This window comes from Williamsia sp. SKLECPSW1 (assembly GCF_054332755.1).
The window spans coordinates 406,066-428,814 of the sequence record NZ_JBTGLI010000001.1 but is presented as its reverse complement, the minus strand read 5'-3'; the positions used below and the strand labels follow the sequence as shown (position 1 = coordinate 428,814).

Sequence of the window (22,749 nt, the reverse complement as noted above, 5' to 3'; positions counted from 1 at the left end):
AGCCGAGGGCGTCATATGGCGGATGCCCACACAGGAGGAATCACCACCCATGCTCATCTCACAGCGACCCACCCTGTCCGAGGAGACGCTGGCCGAGAACCGGTCGAAGTTCGTCATCGAACCGCTCGAGCCCGGCTTCGGCTACACCCTGGGCAACTCGCTGCGGCGCACCCTGCTGTCGTCCATCCCGGGCGCGGCGGTCACCAGCATCCGCATCGACGGCGTGCTCCACGAGTTCACCACCGTCCCGGGGGTGAAGGAGGACGTCACCGACATCATCCTGAACCTCAAGGGCCTCGTGGTGTCCTCCGAGGAGGACGAGCCGGTCACGATGTACGTCCGCAAGCAGGGCCCGGGCACCGTCACGGGTGCTGACATCGTGCCGCCGGCCGGTGTCACCGTGCACAACCCCGACCTGCACATCGCGACCCTCAACGACAAGGGCAAGCTCGAGATCGAGCTCGTCGTCGAGCGGGGCCGCGGCTACGTGCCGGCCGTGCAGAACAAGGCGTCGGGCGCCGAGATCGGCCGCATCCCGGTCGACTCGATCTACTCGCCCGTGCTCAAGGTGACCTACAAGGTCGAGGCCACCCGTGTCGAGCAGCGCACCGACTTCGACCGTCTCGTCCTCGATGTCGAGACAAAGAACTCGATCACCGCGCGGGACGCGCTGGCCTCGGCCGGCAAGACCCTCGTGGAGCTGTTCGGGCTGGCACGCGAGCTCAACGTCGAGGCCGAGGGCATCGAGATCGGGCCGTCGCCGGCCGAGGCGGACCACATCGCCTCGTTCAGCCTGCCGATCGAGGACCTCGAGCTCACGGTGCGTTCGTACAACTGCCTCAAGCGCGAGGGTGTGCACACCGTCGGTGAGCTCGTGGCCCGGACGGAGTCGGATCTTCTCGACATCCGCAACTTCGGGCAGAAGTCGATCGACGAGGTGAAGGTCAAGCTGCACACGCTGGGCCTGTCGCTGAAGGACAGCCCCGCGAGCTTCGACCCGTCGCAGGTCGCCGGGTACGACGCGAGCACGGGTACGTGGTCCGACGACGCATCGTTCTCCGATGCCGACGCGGGCGAGGATTACGCAGAGACCGAGCAGCTCTGACGAGCTGCCCTACCCTTCCCTCCCGGCCGAGAGGCCGTGAGCGTCTTACAAGGAGACATCGATGCCCAAGCCCACCAAGGGCGCCCGTCTCGGCGGGTCGGCCTCGCACCAGAAGGCGATGCTGGCGAATCTCGCCACCTCGCTGTTCGAGCACGAGCGGATCACGACCACCGAGGCCAAGGCCAAGCGCCTGCGGCCGTACGCGGAGAAGCTGATCACCCACGCCAAGGCGGGCACCCTCGCCCACCGTCGTGAGGTGCTCAAGGACATCCGTGACAAGGACGTCGTGCACAAGCTCTTCGCGGAGATCGGCCCCTCGTTCGCCGAGCGCGACGGCGGGTACACCCGCATCGTGAAGACGCTGCCCCGCAAGGGTGACAACGCGCCGATGGCAGTGATCGAGCTGGTGAGCGGCCCGACCGCGTCCAGCGAGGCCAGCCGCGCCACCCGTGTCGCCGCGTCGCAGAAGGCGGCCGCGCCCGCGGCAGCCGAGTCGACCGACTCCTCGGCCGCGGACACCGCTGCCGAGGCCGCCGAGGACGAGAACAACGTCGTCGCACAGGTCGAGGCGGATGCGTCCGACGACGCCGTGGACAACGCGGACGCCGTCGCCGAGGGCACCACCGAGGAGTCCTGGGCCGAGAGCGCCGTGGAGATCCAGGACGAGAAGCCGGCCGAGGAGAACTCTTCTGGCGACAAGTGACATCACGCCCCGCGTGAGCACACCGGCCGAGCCCGCCCCCGACACCGTCGGCGGCGGGCTCGTCCGTCTGCGACTCGACGTCGCCTACGACGGCACCGACTTCTCCGGATGGGCACGTCAACCGGGCCGACGGACCGTGTGCGGCACCCTGGAGGAGACCCTCGGGACGGTGCTGCGGGTGCCGGTCGCGCTGACCGTCGCCGGCCGCACCGACGCCGGCGTCCATGCGACCGGTCAGGTCGCGCACTGCGACATCCCCGGAGAGGCGCTGGCCACGCGATCCATCGGCGGCGACCCGTCCCGGTTGGTGCGCAGGCTGGCGAGGATGCTTCCCGACGACGTCCGCGTGACCGGCGTCCGGGAGGTCGCCCCCGCGTTCGACGCGCGCTTCGCCGCGCTACGCCGCCACTACCGGTATCGCCTCACCGACGCCGACTCCGGCCCCGATCCTCTCCGCGCCCGCGACACCGCCGCGTGGTCCCGTCCGTTGGATCTGGCCGCCATGGACGTCGCGGCGCGTGCGCTGTGCGGTCTGCACGACTTCGCCGCCTTCTGTCGTCGGCGTGAGGGGGCGACGACCGTCCGCGACCTGCAACGGTTCACCTGGGAACGAGACTCCGACGACATCCTCGTCGCCCACGTCACCGCCGACGCCTTCTGTTGGTCGATGGTCCGGTCGCTCGTCGGTGCCGTCGCGGCGGTGGGCGAGGGTCGTCGAGACCTGGCCTGGTGCACCGCTCTGCTCGACCGCACCGAGCGGACCCCGGACGTCCCGGTCGCCGAGGCCCGTGGCCTCACCCTCGTCGGCGTGGACTACCCGCCGTCGTCGGAGTGGGCGGAGCGGACAGCCGTCACCCGGGACGTCCGCGAGCGCCCCGCGCCGCCGCCCTGCTGCTGACCGGTCAGGACCGGAGCAGCCGTCCCTGTCCGTCTCGGGGTGTGCCGACCAGGATGACGATCGCGTCCACGAAGGCCCATATGCCCAGGATGATCCACAGGAAGATCCCGATGATGAACACGAACGTGATCACCGCGAACAGGAACAGCACCAGCTGACACACCGCGATGCCGGTGGATCCCATGTAGAAGCGGCCGATCCCGAGCCAGCCCAGGAAGAACTGCAGCAGGCCGGCGACGATCTTGGACTTGTCCGACAGCGGCAGCCCGCTCAGTGGGTCGCGGCCGAACGGTGCGGACGGGTCGGCGCCGTACGCACTCTGGCCGTACGCACTCTGGCCGTACGGCGGCTGTCCGTAGGCGTTCTGCCCGAACGGCCCCTGACCGTATTGGGGCTGGCCGTAGGACGGTTGCCCGTACTGGCCCTGCGCCGACGGCGCCTGACCGTACTGCGGGGGCTGACCGTACGGGTTCTGACCGTACGGGCTCTGGGGGTACTGCCCGGTCTGGTCGTCCGGGGCCGATGTGGGATACGGCTGCGGGGGTGGCGGGTACGACGCCGGCGGCGGGTAGGGATCGGGTGCCGGGGTCCACGCGGCCGGGTCCGGGTCGCCCTTGCCCAGCGAGACGCGGTCGTCGCCGGAGTTCGGTTCGCTCATGCGTGCAGTCTGGCAGATCGGACGGACACGGCGCCGCCGGTCTCGGTGCTCATGTCGCGCTGCGTTCGGCGGCGAGCTCGGAGAGGACCTCTTCCTGCACGCTGAGCGGTCCGGTGAGGTTCGTGACGTTCGGCCCGGCCGTCAACAGATCCGCCCACTCGTCGGTGTCGTGTTCCATCGGCTGGGTCGCCGCGATGAAACGCTCCACCGCGGTGACGAAGCGCGCGGGGTCGTCGTGGTGGGGGAAGTGCCCGGCGCCGGTGAAACTCTCGAGCACGGAGTGCGGCATGGCCGAGTGCGCCAACACCGCATGGTGGTGGGGGATGACGGTGTCACCGGTTCCCCACACCAGCATCACCGGGAGGCGCGCGGTGAGGTAGGAGCGGTCGAGCATGGTGACCACCTGTCCCCGCCAGTCCACCACTGCGCGCAGGGTCCGGGTGAACGCGGCGTGGGCGGTGGCCTCGGCCAACCCGTCGACGATGCGCATCACCTCCGGCGCGTCGTGCAGCAGTTCCCGCAGTCGGCGGGGCAGCAGGGGTGCGACGGGGTCGACGGCGAGGGATGCGACGGAGCCGAGACGTCGTGAGGCCGGCACCAGGCCGGGCAGCCGCAGCGCGGCGATGGTGGCGTTGATCCCGGGCAGCGCGAGCATGCGCAGCAGCGGGCTCACATCCCGCGTCACACCCCCGGTCGAGACGAGGACCAGCCGTTCGACGAACTCGGGGAACTGGTAGCAGAACTGCATCGCGACGCCGCCACCGAGGGAGTGTCCGACGACCGTGACCCGTCGGATCCCCAACACCGACAACAGGTCTCGCATCGCGTTGGCGTACGCCGCGACCGAGTAGTCGGCCCGTGGCTTGTCGGAGAGTCCGTGGCCCAGCAGATCCGGCGCGATCACGGTGTGGTCGGCTGCCAGCATGTCGATGATCTCCGACCACGCCGACGAGTTGTCGCCGATGCCGTGGATCAGCAGGACCGCCGGACCCTGGCCGGCCATCCGGAACGCACGTCGGTAGCCGTGGATGACGCGGTACTCGAGCGACTGGGCGCCGTCGGGGACGGGGCGCAGGACGGTCGGCTCGGGGCCCGTCGCGGGCGATGTCGGTGGTGCGTCACGGCGGCGTCGGATCACGGCCGGCTCCTCTCGCACGGGGCGTGGGATCCAGTAGAACCCACCGCGACGTGATCCGCGCGCCGAGCGGGGGCCATCGGCCCCGATGAACTCTGCGCCACGGCGTGATGAACCCTCGGGGAGGGCGGTCGCTCGACCCGGCAGGTCGTGCGCGGGCGTGCGTATCGTCGGGTGGCGTGAACCCGTTCGACGTCTCCTCGTTCCTCGCGACGGGCGGGTTGATCGGCCTGTGCGTGCTGGTCTTCGTCGAGACGGGCCTTCTCATCGGCTTCGTGTTCCCCGGGGATTCGCTGTTGTTCACCGCGGGCATCCTCGCGGCTGCACCCGATCCCTATGCGCCGCTGTGGGTTCCGTGTGTGCTCGTGCCGCTGTCGGCCGCCCTGGGCGATCAGTGCGGCTACGTCATCGGACGTCGGGCGGGCGCCGGTGTGCTGCGGGGGCGCACGGTCCGGTTCATCGGTCCCGGCCCGGTGGAGCGCACGACCGGCTTCTTCCGTCGCTACGGCGCGGCGACCGTGTTCTTCGGACGGTTCATCGGCATCGTGCGGACGCTGGTGCCGGTCCTCGCGGGCTTCACCGGCATGCGTCACCGGGACTTCACGCTGTTCAGCGTCCTGGGCAGCATCGTCTGGGGCGCGGGCATCATCGTGCTCGGCTACCTCCTCGGGAACGTGCCGATCGTGGCCGACAACATCGACTGGTTCATCCTCGCGTCGGCATGCACGGTGGTCGTGCCGATCGCCGGACATCTCCTGCACCGCGCACTGCGGCGCGGCAAGGGTGCGGACACCGCACCCGCCGTGGGCATCGACACCCCGGAGGACATCGTCCCCGAGGTGCCCGGACGCCGCTGAGCGCCGCCGCGGCTCCTACCCCAGGTAGGGGTCGACGCGACGCATCGTCGTCGACGAGAAGTCGTCGGCGACGACCGCGGCGAGCTCCACCAACGACCGGTGTGTGTGCTTGTTGAGCAGGTCGAGGTCGACCTCGGCGCCCTCGGCGAGGTGATCGTCGAAGGGGATCATCTGCACCGCGCGGCACCGCGTCAGGAAGTGCTGGCTGAGCTGCTTGGTGTCGATGGTCGACGACCCGGATCGCGATGAGCTCAGCACCACGACGGCACGGCTGACGAGGTGGCCGTATCCGTGCGCCTGCAGCCAGTCGAGTGTGGCGCCGGCACTGCGTGCACCGTCGATCGCCGGTGAGCTGACCAGGATCAACGCGTTCGCCAGATCGAGGACACCGTTCATCGCGGAGTGACTCAGGCCGGTGCCGCAGTCGGTGATGATGATGTTGTAGAAGCGCTGCAGCACCTTCATCACACCGCGGTAGTCGTCCTCGCTGAACGCCTCCGCGACGGCGGGATCCCGCTCGGACGCGAGCACCTCGAGGCGGCTCGGTGACTGAGAGGTGTGTGCGCGGACGTCGGAGTAGCGGTAGATCGAGTTGTCCGCCAACAGGTCTCGCACCGTCGAACGGGTCTGCTGCGGAATGCGCTGGGCGAGTGTCCCCAGGTCGGGGTTCGCGTCGACGGCGATCACCCGATCCCCGCGCAGCGAGGAGAAGATCGACCCGAGGCCGACCGTGGTCGTCGTCTTGCCGACGCCGCCCTTGAGCGACAGCACAGCGATCCGGTAGTCACCGCGAACGGGTCGGTTCACCCGCTCGACGAGCTCGGCGTAGTGCAGCGCGTCGGCGGACTCCCCGGGGTTGATGGAGCCGCCCGACATGCGGTGCACGGCACGACGCCAGCCGCTGTGCGGGGCGCGGCGGGCCTTGCGGATCAGTGCGACCTCGTCGAGGGCACCGGCCGCCGACTGGCGTCCGGGGGGACCCGGCGGCATGCCGGGGCCTCCGGGTCCCGGCGGGGGGCCGTACCCGGGCGGCGGTCCGCCGAACGAGTCGGGGCCGGGCCCGGGCCCGTATGGGCCGGGAGGCGGTGGCGGCGGGCCACCCCACCCGGGTCCCTGCGGACCGGGCGGTTGCGGGGGACCCCCGGGGGCACCGCTCCACGGCTCACGCGGGAACTCGGCGGGCGGGCTGTCGTGCGGTGGGCCGTCGAATCCCGGGCCGCTCGGTGGGCCGCCGGGGAACGGCGGGGGTGCGCCGGGGCCGGTGTGCGACCACGGCGGCGGGCCGTCCGGCATCGCGCCCGGAGGTGGGAAGCCGCCCGGCGGCGGTCCCTGCTGGAACGGATGCGGCTCACCGGGGTGCTGGTCGAAGGGGCCGGACTCCGGGGAACCGGGGTCGGCGGGGCCCGGGCGGGGGACGAACCCGTGGTCGGCGGGCGGCTGCTCGTCGCGGCGGTCCTCGCCGGGCCAGGGGGCGCTCACCCATCGGGGGGTCTCCACCTCCCACTCGTCGTGCGCGGGCTCCGGACCCGACGCCTCGACATGGCGACCGTTCGTCGGGTGCGCGCCGTCGGGGGGCGTCTCACCACGGGTGTCGTCGGGGGCGCCGGGGTCCGCGGACCCCGGCCCCGGATGTGCGGGCGGACTCGACTGCAACCACGGCGGCGTCGCCGGGGTGCCTCGATTGTCGGAACTCACGTGACATCATCCCCTGTAGAAAGTCGGTGCGTCCGACCGCCGCGCGCGGCGTCGGAGTGGACGCGCCGTCGTCGGCGAGCCCCTCCCCGAGCCCGGACCCGGTCGGTGACCGAGCAGACGGCACCGACAGTTTACTATCGCACAGCGGTCCGGAAGGACCTGACGTCGAGAGAGGGCGCGATGTCGTCTGAGGGTTCCACCAAGGCCATCCTCGCCGCCTTGACCGCCAACGCCGGCATCGCCGTCGCGAAGTTCGTCGGGTTCGCCGTCACGGGATCGTCGTCGATGCTCGCCGAGGCCGTGCACTCCGTCGCCGACACCTCGAACCAGGGGCTGCTGCTGGTCGGTCAGCGGTCGGCGCGCAAGAAGGCGGACCGCCTGCACCCCTTCGGCTACGGACGCAGCCGATACTTCTACTCGTTCGTCGTCGCACTGGTGATCTTCAGCCTCGGATCGCTGTTCGCGATCTACGAGGGCATCGAGAAGCTGCTGCACCCGCACGAACTCGAGTCGCCGATCGTCGCGCTGGTCATCCTGCTGGTGGCCGTCGCCCTGGAGGGCTACAGCTTCACGACCGCGATGCGCGAGTCCCGCCCGCTCAAGGGCCGGGCCAGTTGGTGGCGGTTCATCCGGACCTCCCGGAACCCCGAGCTCCCGGTGGTGCTGCTGGAGGACGCCGGTGCGCTGCTCGGTCTGCTGTTCGCGCTCGTCGGCGTCGGCCTGGCCACGATCACCGGCGACGCGATCTGGGACGGCGCGGGCACCCTCGCGATCGGCGTGCTGCTCGGGGCGATCGCGATCGTGCTGATCGTCGAGATGAAGAGCCTGCTGATCGGGGAGGGTGCCACGCCCGACCAGGAGCGGGCGATCGTCGACGCGCTGTCCGGGCAGGAGGGCGTCGAGCGCGTCATCCATTTCAAGACCCAGTACCTGGGGCCCGAGGAGATGCTGCTCGCCGCGAAGATCGCCATCCCGCCGGGCGTGAGCGCGGCGACGGTCGCGGCCACCATCGACGCGGCCGAGGCCCGTGTCCGCGACGCGGTGCCCGTCGCCCGGGTCATCTACCTCGAGCCGGACCTCCTGCACGACACCCGCTGACGTCGGCGGCCCGGCACCGGGTGTCGCGGTCCGGTCACGACACCGTCGATGTGGGAGCGGTGGCTGCCCACGCGTGTCTAGAGTCTCCCCTGCACCGAATCCGGCAATCCGGATCCTGATCCGTCCCGCACGCCGACAGGAGGTCGCGCATGACGCGGTCGCAGAACCCACCCCGGTCGTTCCGTGGCTCGCTGACCCGGACGAAGTCCGTCGAGCAGTCCATGGCCGACACCGACGAACCCGGTTCGCAGCTGAAGAAGAGCCTGTCGTGGTGGGACCTGACCGTCTTCGGTGTCTCCGTCGTCATCGGTGCGGGCATCTTCACCATCACCGCCTCGACCGCCGGTGACAAGGCGGGACCCGCCATCTCGCTGTCGTTCGTGATGGCCGCGATCGCCTGTGGTCTGGCCGCGCTCTGCTACGCGGAGTTCGCGTCGACGGTCCCGGTCGCGGGGTCGGCGTACACGTTCGGGTACGCGACGTTCGGTGAGTTCCTCGCCTGGATCCTCGGGTGGGACCTGATCCTCGAGTTCGCGGTCGGTGCGGCCGTGGTCTCCAAGGGGTGGTCGAGCTATCTCGGCACGGTGTTCGGGTTCGCGGGCGGCACCATCGACGTCGGCGGGCTGGAGATCGACTGGGGTGCGCTGCTCATCGTCGTCGGCATCACGACGCTCCTGGTGCTGGGCACGAAGCTGTCCTCGCGGGTGAGTGCGGTGATCACCGCCATCAAGGTCGCGGTCGTGCTGCTGGTCATCATCGTGGGCTTCTTCTACGTCAAGGCGTCGAACTACTCGCCGTTCGTCCCGCCGTCGCAGCCGTCGGAATCGGGCGGCCGGTCGGTGGACTCGACGCTGTTCGCGCTGATCACCGGCGGTGGCGACTCGAGCTACGGCTGGTACGGGCTGCTGGCCGCGGCCTCGATCGTGTTCTTCGCGTTCATCGGTTTCGACGTCGTCGCCACCACGGCGGAGGAGACGAAGAACCCCAAGCGCGACGTCCCCCGCGGCATCCTCGGGTCGCTGGCCATCGTGACGGTGCTCTACGTGCTCGTCACGATCGTCGTGACGGGGATGGTCAACTACAAGGACCTGGCCACCACGTCCGACGGGACGCAGCGCAACCTCGCGTACGCGTTCGGCGCCAACGGCATCACCTGGGCCGAGAAGGTCATCTCCATCGGTGCCCTCGCCGGCCTCACGACCGTCGTCATGGTCCTCATGCTCGGGCAGTCCCGGGTCCTGTTCGCCATGTCGCGCGACGGCCTGCTGCCGCGCGGGCTCGCGAAGACGAGTCGCTTCGGCACACCGGCGCGCATCCAGATCATCGTCGGCGCGGTGGTCGCCGTCGTCGCCGCGTTCTTCCCGATCGACAAGCTCGAGGAGATGGTCAACGTCGGCACGCTGTTCGCGTTCGTCGTCGTCTCGGCGGGTGTGATCGTGCTCCGGAAGAACCGTCCGGACCTGCAGCGCGGGTTCACCGTGCCGTGGATGCCCGTCATCCCGGTCCTCGCGATCATCGCGTGTGTCTGGCTGATGCTGAACCTCTCGGCGCTGACCTGGATCCGCTTCGTCATCTGGATGGCGATCGGTGTCGTCTTCTACCTGGTCTACAGCCGTAACCACTCGATGGTCGGCAGGCGTGAGCGGGGCGAGATCCCGAGTGCGCCGGAGAAGTCGTTCACCTGAGCGGACTCCGCTGCACGCCGCCGTCGTCGGGTGACGACTGAACTGTCCGGACTGCGGTGCAGTGAAGCCTGACTTCGAGATGGGGGAGGTCGCGCGGGGGTGACGATCGTTCGCATCGCTAGGATCGGCGAGATGCCCGATCCGGAACGTCCCGACCGCGTCGCGTCGACCCGTCGACCGCGGGGCGGGGCGTATCAGCAGGCCTCGAAGCAGTTGCTGCGGACCGGCCTGCTGGACGCGATGCGCGAACACCTGCGTCACTCGGACTGGTCCTCGGTCACCATGACCGACATCGCCGCCGCGGCGGGGGTGTCCCGGCAGACCGTCTACAACGAGTTCGGCAGCCGGCAGGGACTGGCGACCGCCTATGCGCTTCGGCTGACCGACGAGTTCTGCACTGCCGTCGACGCCGCGGTGGAGGGCAACGTCGGTCGCATCCGGGATGCGTTGCGGGAGGGGTACCGCACCTTCTTCGCCCTCGCCGCCGCGGACCCGCTGGTGCAGTCGCTGTCGTCCGGGGAGGCGAAGCCGGATCTGTTGCGGCTCATCACGACCGACGCCGGACCGCTGATCCTGTACGCCACCGAGACCCTCGCCACCACGCTGCACCGCTCGTGGATCGGCGCGCCGTACGACGAGGCCCGACGGGTGTCGTCGTCCATCGGTCGGATGGGGTTGAGCTACATCGCGATGCCCCCCGAGGACGACAGCGACGTCGCCGAGCATCTGGCGCAACTGTTCGAGCCGGTGATCGTCTCGGTTGCCCGGTCGGTGGCCTGATCGTCACGGAAGACGTGGCCTGGTGTTGTCAGAGGTCACAGCCCCCCGCGCGCTGGACGGTTCGTTCACGATCCGCCTTTCGCGACTGCGGCATGTGTTCGTTAGCCTGATAGCCGACATCCGGGTCCACCCGGGTAGCCGCCAGCCGGGCCCGCCCGGGAGACGCCGGGGACGCCCCCGCCGCATTCGCCTGACCAGGAGTGATCGATGACATCGGTGCAGACAACCTTGACCGCGGACAGCAAGGGGGGGATCGACTTCAAGGTCGCGGACCTCTCGCTGGCCGCGTACGGCCGGCTGGAGATCGACCTCGCCGAGGCCGAGATGCCCGGCCTGATGGAGTTGCGTCGTGAGTACGCCGAGGTGCAGCCGCTCAAGGGTGCGCGCATCTCGGGCTCGCTGCACATGACCACCCAGACCGCCGTGCTCATCGAGACCCTCGTCTCGCTGGGCGCCGAGGTCCGCTGGGCGTCGTGCAACATCTTCTCCACCCAGGACCACGCCGCGGCCGCCGTCGTGGTCGGCCCGCACGGTTCGCCCGAGGAGCCCAAGGGCGTCCCGGTGTTCGCGTGGAAGGGCGAGAGCCTCGAGGAGTACTGGTGGTGCGCCGAGCAGATGCTGACCTGGCCGAACGAGCCGGCCAACATGATCCTCGACGACGGTGGCGACGCCACCATGATGGTGCTGCGCGGTGCGCAGTTCGAGAAGGCCGGCGTCGTCCCGCCCGTCGAGGACAACGACTCGGCGGAGTACACGATCTTCCTCAACCAGCTGCGTGAGCGCTTCGAGACCGACAAGACCAAGTGGTCGACCATCGCGGAGTCGGTCCAGGGTGTCACCGAGGAGACCACCACCGGCGTGCTGCGTCTGTACCAGTTCGCCGCCGCAGGCGAGCTGACGTTCCCGGCGATCAACGTCAACGACTCGGTCACCAAGAGCAAGTTCGACAACAAGTACGGCACCCGCCACTCGCTGATCGACGGCATCAACCGGGCCACCGACGTCCTCATCGGTGGCAAGAAGGTCCTCATCGCCGGCTACGGCGACGTGGGCAAGGGGTGTGCAGAGTCGCTCGCCGGTCAGGGCGCCCGCGTCCAGGTCACCGAGATCGACCCGATCAACGCGCTGCAGGCGCTGATGGACGGCTTCGACGTCGTCACCGTCGACGACGCGATCGGCTCGGCCGACATCGTCATCACGTCGACGGGCAACAAGGACATCATCACCCTCGATCACATGAAGGCGATGAAGGACAAGGCGATCCTGGGCAACATCGGTCACTTCGACAACGAGATCGACATGGCCGGCCTCGAGAGCTCCGGCGCCCGGCGCGTCGTCGTCAAGCCGCAGGTCGACCAGTGGGTCTTCGACAACGGCAAGTCGATCATCGTGCTGTCCGAGGGTCGTCTGCTGAACCTGGGCAACGCCACCGGCCACCCCTCGTTCGTGATGAGCAACAGCTTCTCGAACCAGGTCATCGCCCAGATCGAGATCTGGACCAAGAACGACGAGTACGACAACGAGGTCTACCGCCTCCCCAAGCACCTCGACGAGAAGGTCGCCAAGATCCACGTCGAGGCGCTCGGTGGCACGCTGACCAAGCTCACCAAGGAGCAGGCGGAGTACATCAACGTCGACGTCGAAGGCCCGTACAAGCCGGACCACTACCGCTACTGAGCCTCCGGCTCACGCGACACGAGAACGCTCCCGCGACCGTCACGGTCGCGGGAGCGTTCTTATGTCGCTGACTTCGAACGTGTCGGCTCAGCAGTGAACGTCCGCGGACGCGCCCTTCTCCGGATGGACGTCGCCGCAGTACTGCGCGAGTGCCTGCAGTGCGTAGTACCCGGCGATGGCTGCGGCACCGGCGCCCAATGCTGCTGCACCCCACGGGAATCTCGACGGCGGCTCGGGATCGACCGGCCCGGTGTCGCCGTCACCGTCCGACACGCGGGCCAGGGGCATGACAGAGTCGGCCGGCTCCGGCACGACGTCCATGACCCCGAACGCCGCGTTCAGCTTGCGTAGGCAGTCACCGGCGCGGGGGTCGGCGACGAGTCGTGGATAGACGTAGGAGAAGTGCTCGGCGATGTGCGGTGCCAGTTCGCGCGACTCCGGGCGCGGACCGCTCGCGACGTACTCGCCGACGAGCGTCTGGATGAGTGCCACCTCGTCGGTGCCCAGAGCTGTCAGTCCGGTCCGCGTGGTGTCGATGAACGATTGTGGATCGACGACGAATTCTTTGCTGCTCATGATGGTGCCCCCCGAAGGCGTGTGGTAGGTGGCGAGGACGGTACGCGTACCACTTGCACGATTTCTCGGTTTCAGGAGCTCCTCACAACATGCTGGATCCTTCGGGTTCGCCGAGCTGTCATACGAGGCGGAGCAGCTCCTCGAGGTCCTCTGAGCCGGTGATCGCCGTCCATGGTGATCGCCACGACCGCGTGACCAGGTCGCGGTACACCGCGAACGTGGCGTGCTGCAGGGCGGTGTCCCGCTCGTAGGCATCCATCGCACGCGTCGCGTCTCCGGCCGCCCGCGACGTCGCGCGACTGCGGGCGAGGTCCGGGTCGGTGCCGAGGAGCACCTGCCGATCGGGGACGGGCAGGCCGAACCGGTCGAACTCGAGACCCTCCACCCACGCGACGGCGTCGCCGTCGGCGGACTCGCCGAGACGCGCGGCGGTGTACGCGGCGTTCGACGCGACGTAGCGGTCCAGCAGGACGACGTCGTGCGACTCCAGCAGGCCGCGGATCTCGTCGGCGGCGTCGCGGCGGTCGAGTGCGAAGAGCATCGCCATCGCCGACGCGCTCGACCGCAGATCGCCGTGCTCACCGTGCAGCGCCTCGGAGGCGATGTCGGCGTGCACCGAGCGCCCGTACCGGGGGAACGCCATGGTCGCCACGCGTCGCCCGTCGGATCCCCAGCGCGCGATCAGCCCGTCCACCAGCGTCCGCTTGCCCGCGCCGTCGAGCCCCTCGACCGCGATCAGTGTGCCCACACCCCGGGATGCTAGCGGCGCGTCACCGTGGACTGAGGGTGCACCAGTGTCACGATGGGACGCATGAAGCCCAGGATCCTTGTCGTCGACGACGACGCGGCGCTCGCCGAGATGCTCACCATCGTGTTGCGGGGTGAGGGCTTCGAACCGTTCGTCGTCGGAGACGGCACCCAGGCGCTGTCCGCCGTACGCGACATCCGCCCCGATCTCGTCCTGCTCGACCTCATGCTCCCGGGGATGAACGGCATCGACGTGTGCCGGGTCCTGCGTGCCGACTCGGGTGTCCCGATCGTCATGCTCACCGCGAAGAGCGACACCGTCGACGTGGTGCTGGGCCTCGAGTCCGGTGCCGACGACTACATGGTGAAGCCGTTCAAGCCGAAGGAGCTCGTCGCCCGCGTGCGCGCCCGCCTGCGTCGCACCGACGAGGAGCCCGCCGAACTGTTGTCCATCGGTCCCGTCGAGATCGACGTCCCGGCGCACAAGGTGACGCGCGACGGCACCCCGATCTCGTTGACGCCCTTGGAGTTCGACCTGTTGGTGGCGCTCGCGCGCAAGCCGCGTCAGGTGTTCACCCGTGACGTGCTCCTCGAACAGGTCTGGGGCTACCGGCATCCCGCCGACACCCGTCTGGTGAACGTCCACGTCCAGCGGTTGCGCGCGAAGGTCGAGACCGACCCGGAGAACCCCGAGGTCGTTCTGACGGTGAGAGGGGTCGGCTACAAGGCCGGCCCGCCGTGATCCGTCGCGGACGTCGGCGGATCAACCCGGCGTTCGGACGGGGTCTGCGACGCTCGGGTGCGCTCGGCCGGTTCATCGGCCGGAGGTGGCGGCGGTCGCTGCAGCTGCGTGTCGTCGTGTCGACGATGGTGCTGTCGCTGGTGATGCTGCTGATCCTCGGGTTCGTGCTCACCAGCCAGATCACCGATCGTCTCCTGGAACTCAAGTTGGGCGCGGCGACCGAGGAGATCGACCGGGCGCGCGCGTCGGTCGAACGCGATCTCTCGGGCGGCGACTCGAACGCCTCCATCGCCAACCGGCTGCGTCAGACGCGGTCGATCCTCACCGACCGTGACGTGGACACCACGCCGACGTCGGGTGTGGTCGGCACGTTCGACACGGTGCTCCTCGTGCAGGGCGGCGGCCCGCGGGACACCGCGTCCGTCGGGCCGGTCGACGAGATCCCGGACAACCTGCAGCGCATGGTCCGCGGCGGTCGGATCGCCTACCGCTACTCGTCGGTGGCCGGGACGTCCGGGGACCGCATCCCCGTGCTCATCGTGGGCACACCGACGTCGACGGGGATCGCCGGGCTCGAGCTGTACCTGGTGTTCCCGCTGACCAACGAGCAGAACACCGTGTCGCTGGTCCGCGGCACCCTCACCACCGGCGGCATCGTGCTGCTGCTGTTGCTGGCGGCCATCGCCGGGTTGGTGTCGCGGCAGGTCGTCATCCCGGTGCGCTCGGCGTCCCGGATCGCGGTGCGGTTCGCCGACGGTCGGCTCAAGGAGCGGATGCCCGTCCGCGGCGAGGACGACATGGCGCGACTGGCCATGTCGTTCAACGACATGGCGGAGAGCCTGTCGAAACAGATCAGCCACCTCGAGGAGTTCGGCGGTCTGCAACGCCAGTTCACCTCCGACGTCAGCCACGAACTGCGCACCCCGCTCACCACCGTCCGGATGGCCGCCGACGTCCTCTACGAGGACCGGGACGAACTCGATCCCGTCCGCAAACGCTCGGTCGAGTTGTTGAACAAGGAACTCGACCGTTTCGAGACGCTGCTCAACGAGCTGCTCGAGATCTCGCGCCACGACGCCGGTGTCGCCGAACTCGCGGCGGAGAAGGTGAGCATGAGCGTCCCGATCGAGGGTGCCCTCGCGACGGTGCGTCACCTCGCCGAGGACACCGACACCCCGCTCATCGTCGACCTGCCCGCGGAACCGGTGATCGCCGAGATCGATCCGCGACGCGTCGAGCGGATCCTGCGCAACCTGCTGGCGAACGCGATCGACCACGGCGAGCAGCGGCCGGTGACCCTGACGATGCGCTCGGACGGTGACGCGGTCGCGGTCACCGTGCGCGACCGGGGGATCGGTCTGCGCCCGGGGGAGGAGAAGTTGGTCTTCAACCGCTTCTGGCGTTCGGACCCGTCGCGCTTCCGGCGCTCGGGCGGCACCGGCCTCGGTCTGGCCATCAGCATCGAGGACGCACGGCTGCACAACGGACGGCTCGAGGCGTGGGGTGAACCCGGGCAGGGTGCCAACTTCCGACTGACCCTGCCGCTCGTGCGCGGGCACAAGATCCTCGGGAGTCCGTTGGCGCTCAAGCCGATCGCCCCCCGTAAGGTGACCGGCCGTGAGTGAGCGTCGCCGTCGTGGGGCGGCGCTGCTGGTCCTGGCCGTCACGGCCGCGATCCTCAGTGCCTGCGTGTCCATCCCGACGAGTTCGAGTCCCAAACCGATCGGGACCCTGCCGAGCCGCGGCCCGTCGGCGGCTGTGCCGACGCCGCGTGCGGGGATGACCCCGGAGGCGCTCGTGCGCGACTTCCTCAAGGCGTCGGCCAACCCGGGGTCGAACCATCAGGCGGCACGGCAGTACCTCACGAAGTCCGCCGCGGACGCCTGGGACGACCGCGGCGACGCGCTCATCGTCGACCAGATCAGCGTCCTCACCGATGCGCGGACCGACGACTCGTACTCGGTCCGCATCATCGCCGACAACACCGGTGCGCTCTCCACCGACGGTCATCTCACCCCGGCCACCGGACGGGTCGAGAGCAGCCTGCGGCTGACGAGCGTCGACGGGCAGTGGCGGATCGACGGCGCGCTGCCCCGGGGCGTGATGATCGACCGCACCCAGTTCACCTCGAGCTATCGCTCCCACAACGTGTACTTCCCGTCGCCGTCGGGCGAGCGTCTCGTGGCCGACCCGCGGTGGGTGTACGCCACCGGCGGGTCCGTGGCCGACCAGGTGATCGATCTCGTCGTCGGCGGGCCGTCGGCGGAGCTGGCACCCGCCGTCCGGCCGGTCCTGCCGGGATCCGACGCGATCCGGGCGTCCGTCGGGTCGAACAACGCCGGCGGTCGCACGCTGACCTTCGCGGGCCTGGGCAGTGTCGACGCACGCGGGCGGGCGCTGTTCGCCGCACAGGTCATCTGGACCCTGGCCACCGCCGACGTGCCGGGCCCGTATGTGATCAACGCCGACGGTGCACCCCTGGACGAGCGGTACGCCGACGGCTGGACCACCGCCGACGTCGCCTCGCTCGACCCGTCGGCGCCGTCGCGGTCGTCGACCGGGTTGCTCGTGATCCGATCGGGTTCACTCGACCGCGTCACCGACACCACCCTCACGCCGGTGGGCGGTCCGTTGGGGACCAGCGGGGCGGTCCTGTCCGCGGCGGTCTCGGAGAACGGTGAGCGCGTCGCCGCGGTCACCCGGACGTCGACCGGTGAGCAGCTCGTCCTCGGTGACATGGGCGGACCAGTGACCACCGTCGTGAGCGGCCAGGTGATCACCCGCCCGTCGTTCGGTGCCGATGACGACACGGTGTGGGCGGTCGTCGACGGCCGCGTTGAGCGGTTCCGGCGCGACGCGACCGGGACGGTGTCCGGCGGCGACACGGTCCCGTCGAGCGGACTGGCCGCGGCAGCCCGCGGCGACATCACCGACCTGCAGGTGTCGCGCGACGGCGCCCGCGTGGCCGCCGTCGTCGGGGGCGTCCCCGTGTTCGGGGTGGTCGCCACCGCCACCGACGGCACGGTGTCGCTGACCGGGGTCCGGGTCGCGGCGTTCAACATCGGCTCGCAGGCGGCCTCGCTGGACTGGGTGTCCGGTGACACCGTCGTCATCGCCCGCCGGACGGTCGACTCGCCGATCGTCCAGGTGACCGTCGACGGGACGCCGGCCGTCGGGCTGCTCAGCGGCAACCTGACACCGCCGGTGACCGCGGTGGTCGGGGACCGCACCACCCTGTACGCGGCCGACGCCCGCGGCGTGCTGCGTCTGGGGAGCACCAACGGCGACCCCGACCAGTACTGGAACGAGGTCGGCCCGACGGTCGGCACCGGCGCGATACCTGTCATCGCCCAGTAGCGCCGCCGCACACCCCGGCACAGGGTGGTCGTGGCCCGCTCGGGAACTCGCTCGGGGCCGGGTCGAACACGGTCGGGTCGGGTCTGTTCGGTTGGGGACGGTCGACGATGTGGGGAGCAGTGCGGGCGGGCTCCGCCTGACCGCGGCGTCGTCGGCGGCGGGTCTGCGAGCGTGACCACATGGGGTCGCCGGGGTCCGGTCTCTCGCGGTACGTGTCGGCGACATGGTCGGTCGTCGTCGCCGGTTCCGACCTCGTCGTCCCGGTCCGCTGCGGCGGGTGCGGCGCACCCGGATCCCGATGGTGTCCCCGCTGCGCGGAGGTCCTCGCCGACGACCCCGTCGAGCTGTCACCGCGGGTCGACCCCGGTGTCCCCACATGGGCGATGGGCCGGTATCGCGGCGTGCACCGATCGGCCGTCCTGGCGCTGAAGGAACGTCGCCGACAGGACCTGGTGGACCCGCTCGGTGACGCGATGGCACGGGGCGTGCTCGACCTCGCACGGTGGTCGGAGATCCCCGTCGACCCGCCCCGACTGGCGCTCGTCCCCGCGCCGACCCGCCTGCTCGCCGCGCGGCGTCGCGGGGGCGATCCCGTCACCGCCGTCGCCCGACGGGCCGCCGGGCGCCTGGGGAGCTCGGTCGACGTCGAACCCGTTCTGCGGACATCGATGTGGGCGCGCGACTCCGCGGGGCTCACCGCCCGTGACCGTGTCGCGAACCTCGACGAGGCCGTCGTCGTCCGGGGACCCGCCCGGCGACTCGACGGACTGCGTGACGGGCGGTGCGCGGTGCTCCTCGTCGACGACGTGATGACCACCGGTGCGACCGCGGCCGAGTCGGTGCGGGTGCTGGCGAGGCAGGGCGTCCAGGTGCACGCCGTGCTGGTGTTGGCGGCCGCGTGAGGGCGCACTGCGATCGCCGTCCGCCCGAGATGACCTCGTGGTGAATCGGTGATGTCCAAACGATGGCGATCACCCCCACCCGCGACTACGGTCGTGGCAACGGTGAGCGCACCCGACGGGCCGACACGGTCCGTCCGCGACCGCCGGCACCACGGAGCGAACCGGCAAACCCTTGGAGGTGAGGCCACTCCCATCAGAGGTGTCGTCGCGGTGCGCGCGGCCGGAATCCCGACATCCCCGTCGGATCTCAGCGTGTGCACGGGCGGAGCGTCGTGGCTCCCCGCGCGGTGGCACTGATCCCACTCGTCGACGCCCGCCTGTCGCGGTGCGCCGACGTACCACCCACACAGGAGGTCATCGAGTGTCGACACCCACCCACGTCAAGCCGTCCCCAGCATCGGACGCGTTCGATCGCCGCTCGGCGTTCGTCGCCGACGACGACGCCACCCCCGCCGAACCCGCGGCCAAGCTGACCGTCACCGGTCGCAACGTCGAGATCCCCGACCACTTCCGGGTGCATGTCGGCGACAAGCTCGCGCGGGTCGAGCGGTTCGATCCCACGATCTTCGCCTTCGACGTCGAGTTGCACCACGAACCGAACCGACGGCAGGCCAAGGTGTGTCAGCGGGTGGAGATCACGGCACGGGGACGCGGACCGGTGGTGCGCGCCGAGGCCTGCAAGGACAACTTCTACGCCGCGCTCGAGGAGGCCGTCGACCGTCTCCAGTCGCGTCTGCGGCGTACCAAGGACCGGCGGCGTGTGCACCACGGCCTGCGGACGCCGACGTCGGTCGCCGAGGCCACCGCCGACTTCCCGTTGCCCCCGCTGGACGACGCGCCGGCCGCGGAGCCGGAGTGGGCGAGCGCGCCGGAGGCCGACGAGCCCGGTCGCATCGTGCGGATCAAGAACCACCCCGCGGTGCCGATGACGACCGACGACGCGCTCTACGAGATGGAACTCGTCGGGCACGACTTCTTCCTGTTCCACGACTCGGAGACCGACCAGCCGTCCGTCGTCTACCGACGTCACGCGTTCGACTACGGACTCATCCGGCTGACGCCGCCGAGCGGGAGGGACTGACCCGGGGCCGGAGCCGTGACGGGCATGTCGGACACGACGTGCCCGTCACGGGTGGGCTGGAGACGCACGGATGATCGGTCTCGCGGGTCCGGTCAGTACCATGGACCCGACCTGTGCGCGCTGGGGGCTTTCACCTGCGCCGACACGACACCACTGTCGCCACGACAACACCCAGGGGATCATCAGTGCTCAACAAGATGCTGCGGATCGGCGAGGGCCGGATGGTCAAGCGCCTCGACGCCATCGCATCAGTCGTCGAATCGCTGTCCGACGACTTCGAGGCCCTCACCGACGACGAGCTGCGCGCCAAGACCGGCGAGTTCCGCGACCGCCTCGCCGAGGGCGAGTCCCTCGACGACCTGCTGCCCGAGGCGTTCGGCGCGGCCCGCGAGGCCGCCTGGCGCGTGCTGCAGCAGAAGCACTTCCACGTGCAGATCATGGGCGGTGCGGCGCTGCACTTCGGCAACATCGCCGAGATGAAGACCGGTGAGGGCAAGACCCTGACCTGTGTGTTGCCCGCCTACCTCAACGCCCTCGCCGGGGACGGGGTCCACGTCGTCACAGTCAACGACTATCTCGCCAAGCGCGACGCGGAGTGGATGGGCCGCGTCCACCGCTTCCTCGGACTGGACACCGCGGTGATCCTCACCGGCATGACGCCCGACCAGCGTCGCGAGGCCTACGCCGCCGACATCACCTACGGCACGAACAACGAGTTCGGTTTCGACTACCTGCGCGACAACATGGCGCACTCGCTCGGCGAGCTCGTCCAGCGTGGACACGCCTACGCCATCGTCGACGAGGTCGACTCGATCCTCATCGACGAGGCCCGCACCCCGCTCATCATCTCCGGACCGGCGGACACCTCGAGCAAGTGGTACGCCGAGTTCGCCCGCATCGCACCGCTTCTCAAGCGCGACGTCCACTACGAGGTGGACATCAAGAAGAAGACGATCGGTGTGCACGAGGCCGGCGTCGAGTTCGTCGAGGACCAGCTCGGCATCGACAACCTCTACGACGCCCAGAACTCGCTGCTCGTCAGCTACCTCAACAACGCCATCAAGGTGAAGGAGCTCTTCGAGCGCGACAAGGACTACATCGTCCGCAACGGTGAGGTGCTCATCGTCGACGAGTTCACCGGCCGTGTCCTCGACGGACGTCGTTTCAACGAGGGTCTTCACCAGGCGATCGAGGCCAAGGAAGCCGTCGAGATCAAGGCCGAGAACCAGACGCTCGCCACGATCACGCTGCAGAACTACTTCCGCATGTACGACAAGTTGTCGGGCATGACCGGTACCGCGCAGACCGAGGCCGCCGAGCTCGACCAGATCTACAAGCTCGGTGTGCTCCCGATCCCCACGAACAAGCCGATGGTGCGCGCCGACCGGACCGACCTCATCTACAAGACCGAAGAGGCCAAGTTCGACGCCGTCGTCGACGACATCACCGAACGCCACCAGGCCGGGCAGCCGGTCCTGATCGGCACCACCAGCGTCGAGCGGTCGGAGTACCTGTCGCGGCAGCTCGCCAAGCGCGGCATCGAGCACAACGTGCTGAACGCGAAGTTCCACGAGCAGGAGGCGCAGATCATCGCCGAGGCCGGTCGCTCCGGCGCGGTGACGGTCGCGACCAACATGGCCGGTCGTGGTACCGACGTCGTGCTCGGCGGCAACCCCGACATCATCGCCGACACCCGGCTGCGCAAGCAGCGCCTCGACCCGGTGGAGACGCCGGAGGAGTACGAGGCCGCGTGGGACGAGGTCATCGAGACCGTCCGCGCCGAGGTCGCCGACGACGCCGAGAAGGTCCGCGAGGCCGGTGGCCTGTACGTCCTCGGCACCGAGCGGCACGAGTCGCGTCGTATCGACAACCAGCTCCGCGGCCGCTCGGGTCGCCAGGGTGATCCCGGCGAGTCGCGCTTCTACCTGTCGCTCGGCGACGAGCTCATGCGCCGGTTCAACGGTGCCGCGCTCGAGACGATCATGAACCGCGTCAACCTGCCCGACGACGTGCCGATCGAGGCGAAGATGGTCACCCGCGCCATCCGCAGCGCGCAGACCCAGGTCGAGCAGCAGAACTTCGAGATCCGCAAGAACGTCCTCAAGTACGACGAGGTCATGAACGAGCAGCGCAAGGTGATCTACGCCGAGCGCCGCCACATCCTCGAGGGCGAGGACCACTCGGCGCAGGTCAAGCGGATGGTCGACGAGGTCATCGCCGCCTACGTCGTCGGCGCCACCTCCGTGGGGTACGTGGAGGACTGGGACCTCGACCAGCTGTGGACCGCGATCCGCACGCTGTACCCGATCGACCTCGACCCGGAGCAGATCGTTCCCGAGAACGAGCTCGGGGAGCGCGAGGACATCTCCGCCGAGGAGCTGACCGAACTCCTGCAGGCCGACGCGCACAAGGCGTACGCCGAACGGGAGAAGGAGATCGACGGCGTTGCCGGCGAGGGCGCGATGCGCCAGCTCGAGCGGACCGTCCTGCTGTCCGTCCTCGACCGCAAGTGGCGCGACCACCTCTACGAGATGGACTACCTGCGCGAGGGCATCCACCTGCGGTCGATGGCCCAGCGCGACCCGGTGGTGGAGTACCAGCGCGAGGGCTACGACATGTTCTCGGCCATGCTCGACGCGATCAAGGAGGAGTCCGTCGGCTTCCTCTTCAACGTCGCCGTCGAGTCCACCCCCGCGCCCGACCAGGTGCCGGACCCGGTCGCGGCGGTGCCCGCTGCCCCGGCCCCTGCGCCCGCCCCGCGGCCGTTGCCGACCGAGGAGCCCGTCGTCGCGGCAGAGCCCGCCCGCTCCGCCGCACCGACGGCTCTGCGGGCCAAGGGGTTCGAGGACGAGCAGCGCGACCTGGTCTACACCGGTCCCGCCGAGGGCGGTGGCACCCGGGAGATCTCCGACGGTGCCGACACCGCCGGTGTGTCGGCGAGCCGACGCGAGCGCCGCGCCGCCGCCCGCGCGTCCGGCCGCTCGACCACCAAGCCCCCGAAGGCGCGGCGCAAGCGCTGACCGGATCCCCGCGGGCGGGGTGGAACCACCCGC

At 69.8% G+C, this 22,749-nt stretch carries 19 protein-coding genes; 14 read left to right on the top strand and 5 right to left on the bottom strand.

The window, feature by feature from the left end; genetic code table 11:
- Window positions 1-49: 49 nt before the first annotated feature.
- From ACXVUM_RS02080 to truA, 3 genes are all read left to right on the top strand, one after another.
- Window positions 50-1,105, top strand: a complete 1,056-nt coding sequence (locus ACXVUM_RS02080; protein WP_458520221.1) for a DNA-directed RNA polymerase subunit alpha — start codon at window positions 50-52, stop codon at window positions 1,103-1,105.
- Window positions 1,106-1,166: 61 nt separating this feature from the next.
- Complete coding sequence (gene rplQ, locus ACXVUM_RS02075) at window positions 1,167-1,808, top strand: 50S ribosomal protein L17 (protein ID WP_458520220.1); 642 nt, start codon at window positions 1,167-1,169, stop codon at window positions 1,806-1,808.
- Between the two features lie 13 nt (window positions 1,809-1,821).
- Complete coding sequence (gene truA / locus ACXVUM_RS02070; RefSeq protein WP_458520219.1) at window positions 1,822-2,706, top strand: tRNA pseudouridine(38-40) synthase TruA; 885 nt, start codon at window positions 1,822-1,824, stop codon at window positions 2,704-2,706.
- 4 nt (window positions 2,707-2,710) lie between these two features.
- On the opposite strand, the gene ACXVUM_RS02065 is transcribed toward truA, so the two are convergent.
- A complete protein-coding gene (locus tag ACXVUM_RS02065; protein WP_458520218.1) occupies window positions 2,711-3,364 on the bottom strand; it encodes an NINE protein in 654 nt (217 codons plus the stop codon).
- 49 nt (window positions 3,365-3,413) lie between these two features.
- On the bottom strand, window positions 3,414-4,499 hold the full coding sequence (locus tag ACXVUM_RS02060) for an alpha/beta fold hydrolase (RefSeq protein WP_458522760.1): 1,086 nt from the start codon (window positions 4,497-4,499) through the stop codon (window positions 3,414-3,416).
- Between the two features lie 179 nt (window positions 4,500-4,678).
- Between ACXVUM_RS02060 and ACXVUM_RS02055 the strand changes: the two genes are divergently transcribed.
- Window positions 4,679-5,356 carry a DedA family protein gene (locus ACXVUM_RS02055; RefSeq protein WP_458520217.1) on the top strand — a complete coding sequence of 226 codons (678 nt, stop codon included), beginning with the start codon at window positions 4,679-4,681 and terminating at the stop codon, window positions 5,354-5,356.
- A gap of 15 nt (window positions 5,357-5,371) precedes the next feature.
- Here ACXVUM_RS02055 and ACXVUM_RS02050 read toward each other — a convergent pair whose 3' ends face one another.
- Complete coding sequence (locus ACXVUM_RS02050; RefSeq protein WP_458520216.1) at window positions 5,372-7,051, bottom strand: AAA family ATPase; 1,680 nt, start codon at window positions 7,049-7,051, stop codon at window positions 5,372-5,374.
- A 180-nt stretch (window positions 7,052-7,231) separates the two neighbouring features.
- Here ACXVUM_RS02050 and ACXVUM_RS02045 point away from each other — a divergent pair, with 180 nt between their 5' ends.
- From ACXVUM_RS02045 to ahcY, 4 genes are all read left to right on the top strand, one after another.
- Window positions 7,232-8,149, top strand: coding sequence for a cation diffusion facilitator family transporter (locus tag ACXVUM_RS02045; protein ID WP_458520215.1), 918 nt, complete (start codon window positions 7,232-7,234; stop codon window positions 8,147-8,149).
- Between the two features lie 149 nt (window positions 8,150-8,298).
- A complete protein-coding gene (locus tag ACXVUM_RS02040; RefSeq protein WP_458520214.1) occupies window positions 8,299-9,834 on the top strand; it encodes an APC family permease in 1,536 nt (511 codons plus the stop codon).
- A 132-nt stretch (window positions 9,835-9,966) separates the two neighbouring features.
- Window positions 9,967-10,614, top strand: coding sequence for a TetR family transcriptional regulator (locus ACXVUM_RS02035; protein ID WP_458520213.1), 648 nt, complete (start codon window positions 9,967-9,969; stop codon window positions 10,612-10,614).
- Between the two features lie 207 nt (window positions 10,615-10,821).
- The gene (gene ahcY, locus ACXVUM_RS02030) at window positions 10,822-12,291 is read left to right on the top strand and encodes an adenosylhomocysteinase (protein WP_458520212.1); all 1,470 of its coding nucleotides are present in this window, start codon (window positions 10,822-10,824) and stop codon (window positions 12,289-12,291) included.
- 87 nt (window positions 12,292-12,378) lie between these two features.
- Here ahcY and ACXVUM_RS02025 read toward each other — a convergent pair whose 3' ends face one another.
- Together ACXVUM_RS02025 and ACXVUM_RS02020 are read right to left on the bottom strand one after the other, a co-directional pair.
- A complete protein-coding gene (locus tag ACXVUM_RS02025) occupies window positions 12,379-12,867 on the bottom strand; it encodes a hypothetical protein (protein WP_458520211.1) in 489 nt (162 codons plus the stop codon).
- 118 nt (window positions 12,868-12,985) lie between these two features.
- On the bottom strand, window positions 12,986-13,615 hold the full coding sequence (locus ACXVUM_RS02020) for a dTMP kinase (RefSeq protein ID WP_458520210.1): 630 nt from the start codon (window positions 13,613-13,615) through the stop codon (window positions 12,986-12,988).
- A gap of 54 nt (window positions 13,616-13,669) precedes the next feature.
- Here ACXVUM_RS02020 and mtrA point away from each other — a divergent pair, with 54 nt between their 5' ends.
- The 6 genes from mtrA (at window position 13,670) to secA (ending at window position 22,716) form a co-directional block, all read left to right on the top strand.
- Window positions 13,670-14,356 carry an MtrAB system response regulator MtrA gene (gene mtrA, locus ACXVUM_RS02015; protein WP_458520209.1) on the top strand — a complete coding sequence of 229 codons (687 nt, stop codon included), beginning with the start codon at window positions 13,670-13,672 and terminating at the stop codon, window positions 14,354-14,356.
- Window positions 14,353-15,981: an MtrAB system histidine kinase MtrB gene (gene mtrB, locus ACXVUM_RS02010; RefSeq protein WP_458520208.1), complete on the top strand. Its 1,629-nt coding sequence runs from the start codon at window positions 14,353-14,355 to the stop codon at window positions 15,979-15,981. Before mtrA ends, mtrB begins: the two co-directional genes overlap by 4 nt.
- Window positions 15,974-17,713 (top strand): MtrAB system accessory lipoprotein LpqB, encoded by a 1,740-nt coding sequence (gene lpqB, locus ACXVUM_RS02005; RefSeq protein ID WP_458520207.1) that lies wholly within the window; start codon window positions 15,974-15,976, stop codon window positions 17,711-17,713. Before mtrB ends, lpqB begins: the two co-directional genes overlap by 8 nt.
- Before the next feature lie 179 nt (window positions 17,714-17,892).
- Window positions 17,893-18,615 (top strand): ComF family protein, encoded by a 723-nt coding sequence (locus ACXVUM_RS02000; protein ID WP_458520206.1) that lies wholly within the window; start codon window positions 17,893-17,895, stop codon window positions 18,613-18,615.
- Window positions 18,616-18,976: 361 nt separating this feature from the next.
- Window positions 18,977-19,696: a ribosome hibernation-promoting factor, HPF/YfiA family gene (gene hpf, locus ACXVUM_RS01995; RefSeq protein ID WP_458520205.1), complete on the top strand. Its 720-nt coding sequence runs from the start codon at window positions 18,977-18,979 to the stop codon at window positions 19,694-19,696.
- Between the two features lie 185 nt (window positions 19,697-19,881).
- A complete protein-coding gene (gene secA / locus ACXVUM_RS01990) occupies window positions 19,882-22,716 on the top strand; it encodes a preprotein translocase subunit SecA (RefSeq protein ID WP_458520204.1) in 2,835 nt (944 codons plus the stop codon).
- The last annotated feature ends 33 nt before the right edge of the window (window positions 22,717-22,749 follow it).

Coding starts and splice junctions, on each gene's coding strand:
- ACXVUM_RS02045 (WP_458520215.1), top strand. CDS start 7,232: ATGTCGTCTGAGGGTTCCACCAAGGCCATCCTCGCCGCCTTGACCGCC.
- rplQ (WP_458520220.1), top strand. CDS start 1,167: ATGCCCAAGCCCACCAAGGGCGCCCGTCTCGGCGGGTCGGCCTCGCAC.
- ACXVUM_RS02000 (WP_458520206.1), top strand. CDS start 17,893: ATGGGGTCGCCGGGGTCCGGTCTCTCGCGGTACGTGTCGGCGACATGG.
- ACXVUM_RS02035 (WP_458520213.1), top strand. CDS start 9,967: ATGCCCGATCCGGAACGTCCCGACCGCGTCGCGTCGACCCGTCGACCG.
- ACXVUM_RS02080 (WP_458520221.1), top strand. CDS start 50: ATGCTCATCTCACAGCGACCCACCCTGTCCGAGGAGACGCTGGCCGAG.
- ahcY (WP_458520212.1), top strand. CDS start 10,822: ATGACATCGGTGCAGACAACCTTGACCGCGGACAGCAAGGGGGGGATC.
- mtrA (WP_458520209.1), top strand. CDS start 13,670: ATGGGACGCATGAAGCCCAGGATCCTTGTCGTCGACGACGACGCGGCG.
- ACXVUM_RS02040 (WP_458520214.1), top strand. CDS start 8,299: ATGACGCGGTCGCAGAACCCACCCCGGTCGTTCCGTGGCTCGCTGACC.
- ACXVUM_RS02025 (WP_458520211.1), bottom strand. CDS start 12,867: ATGAGCAGCAAAGAATTCGTCGTCGATCCACAATCGTTCATCGACACC.
- ACXVUM_RS02065 (WP_458520218.1), bottom strand. CDS start 3,364: ATGAGCGAACCGAACTCCGGCGACGACCGCGTCTCGCTGGGCAAGGGC.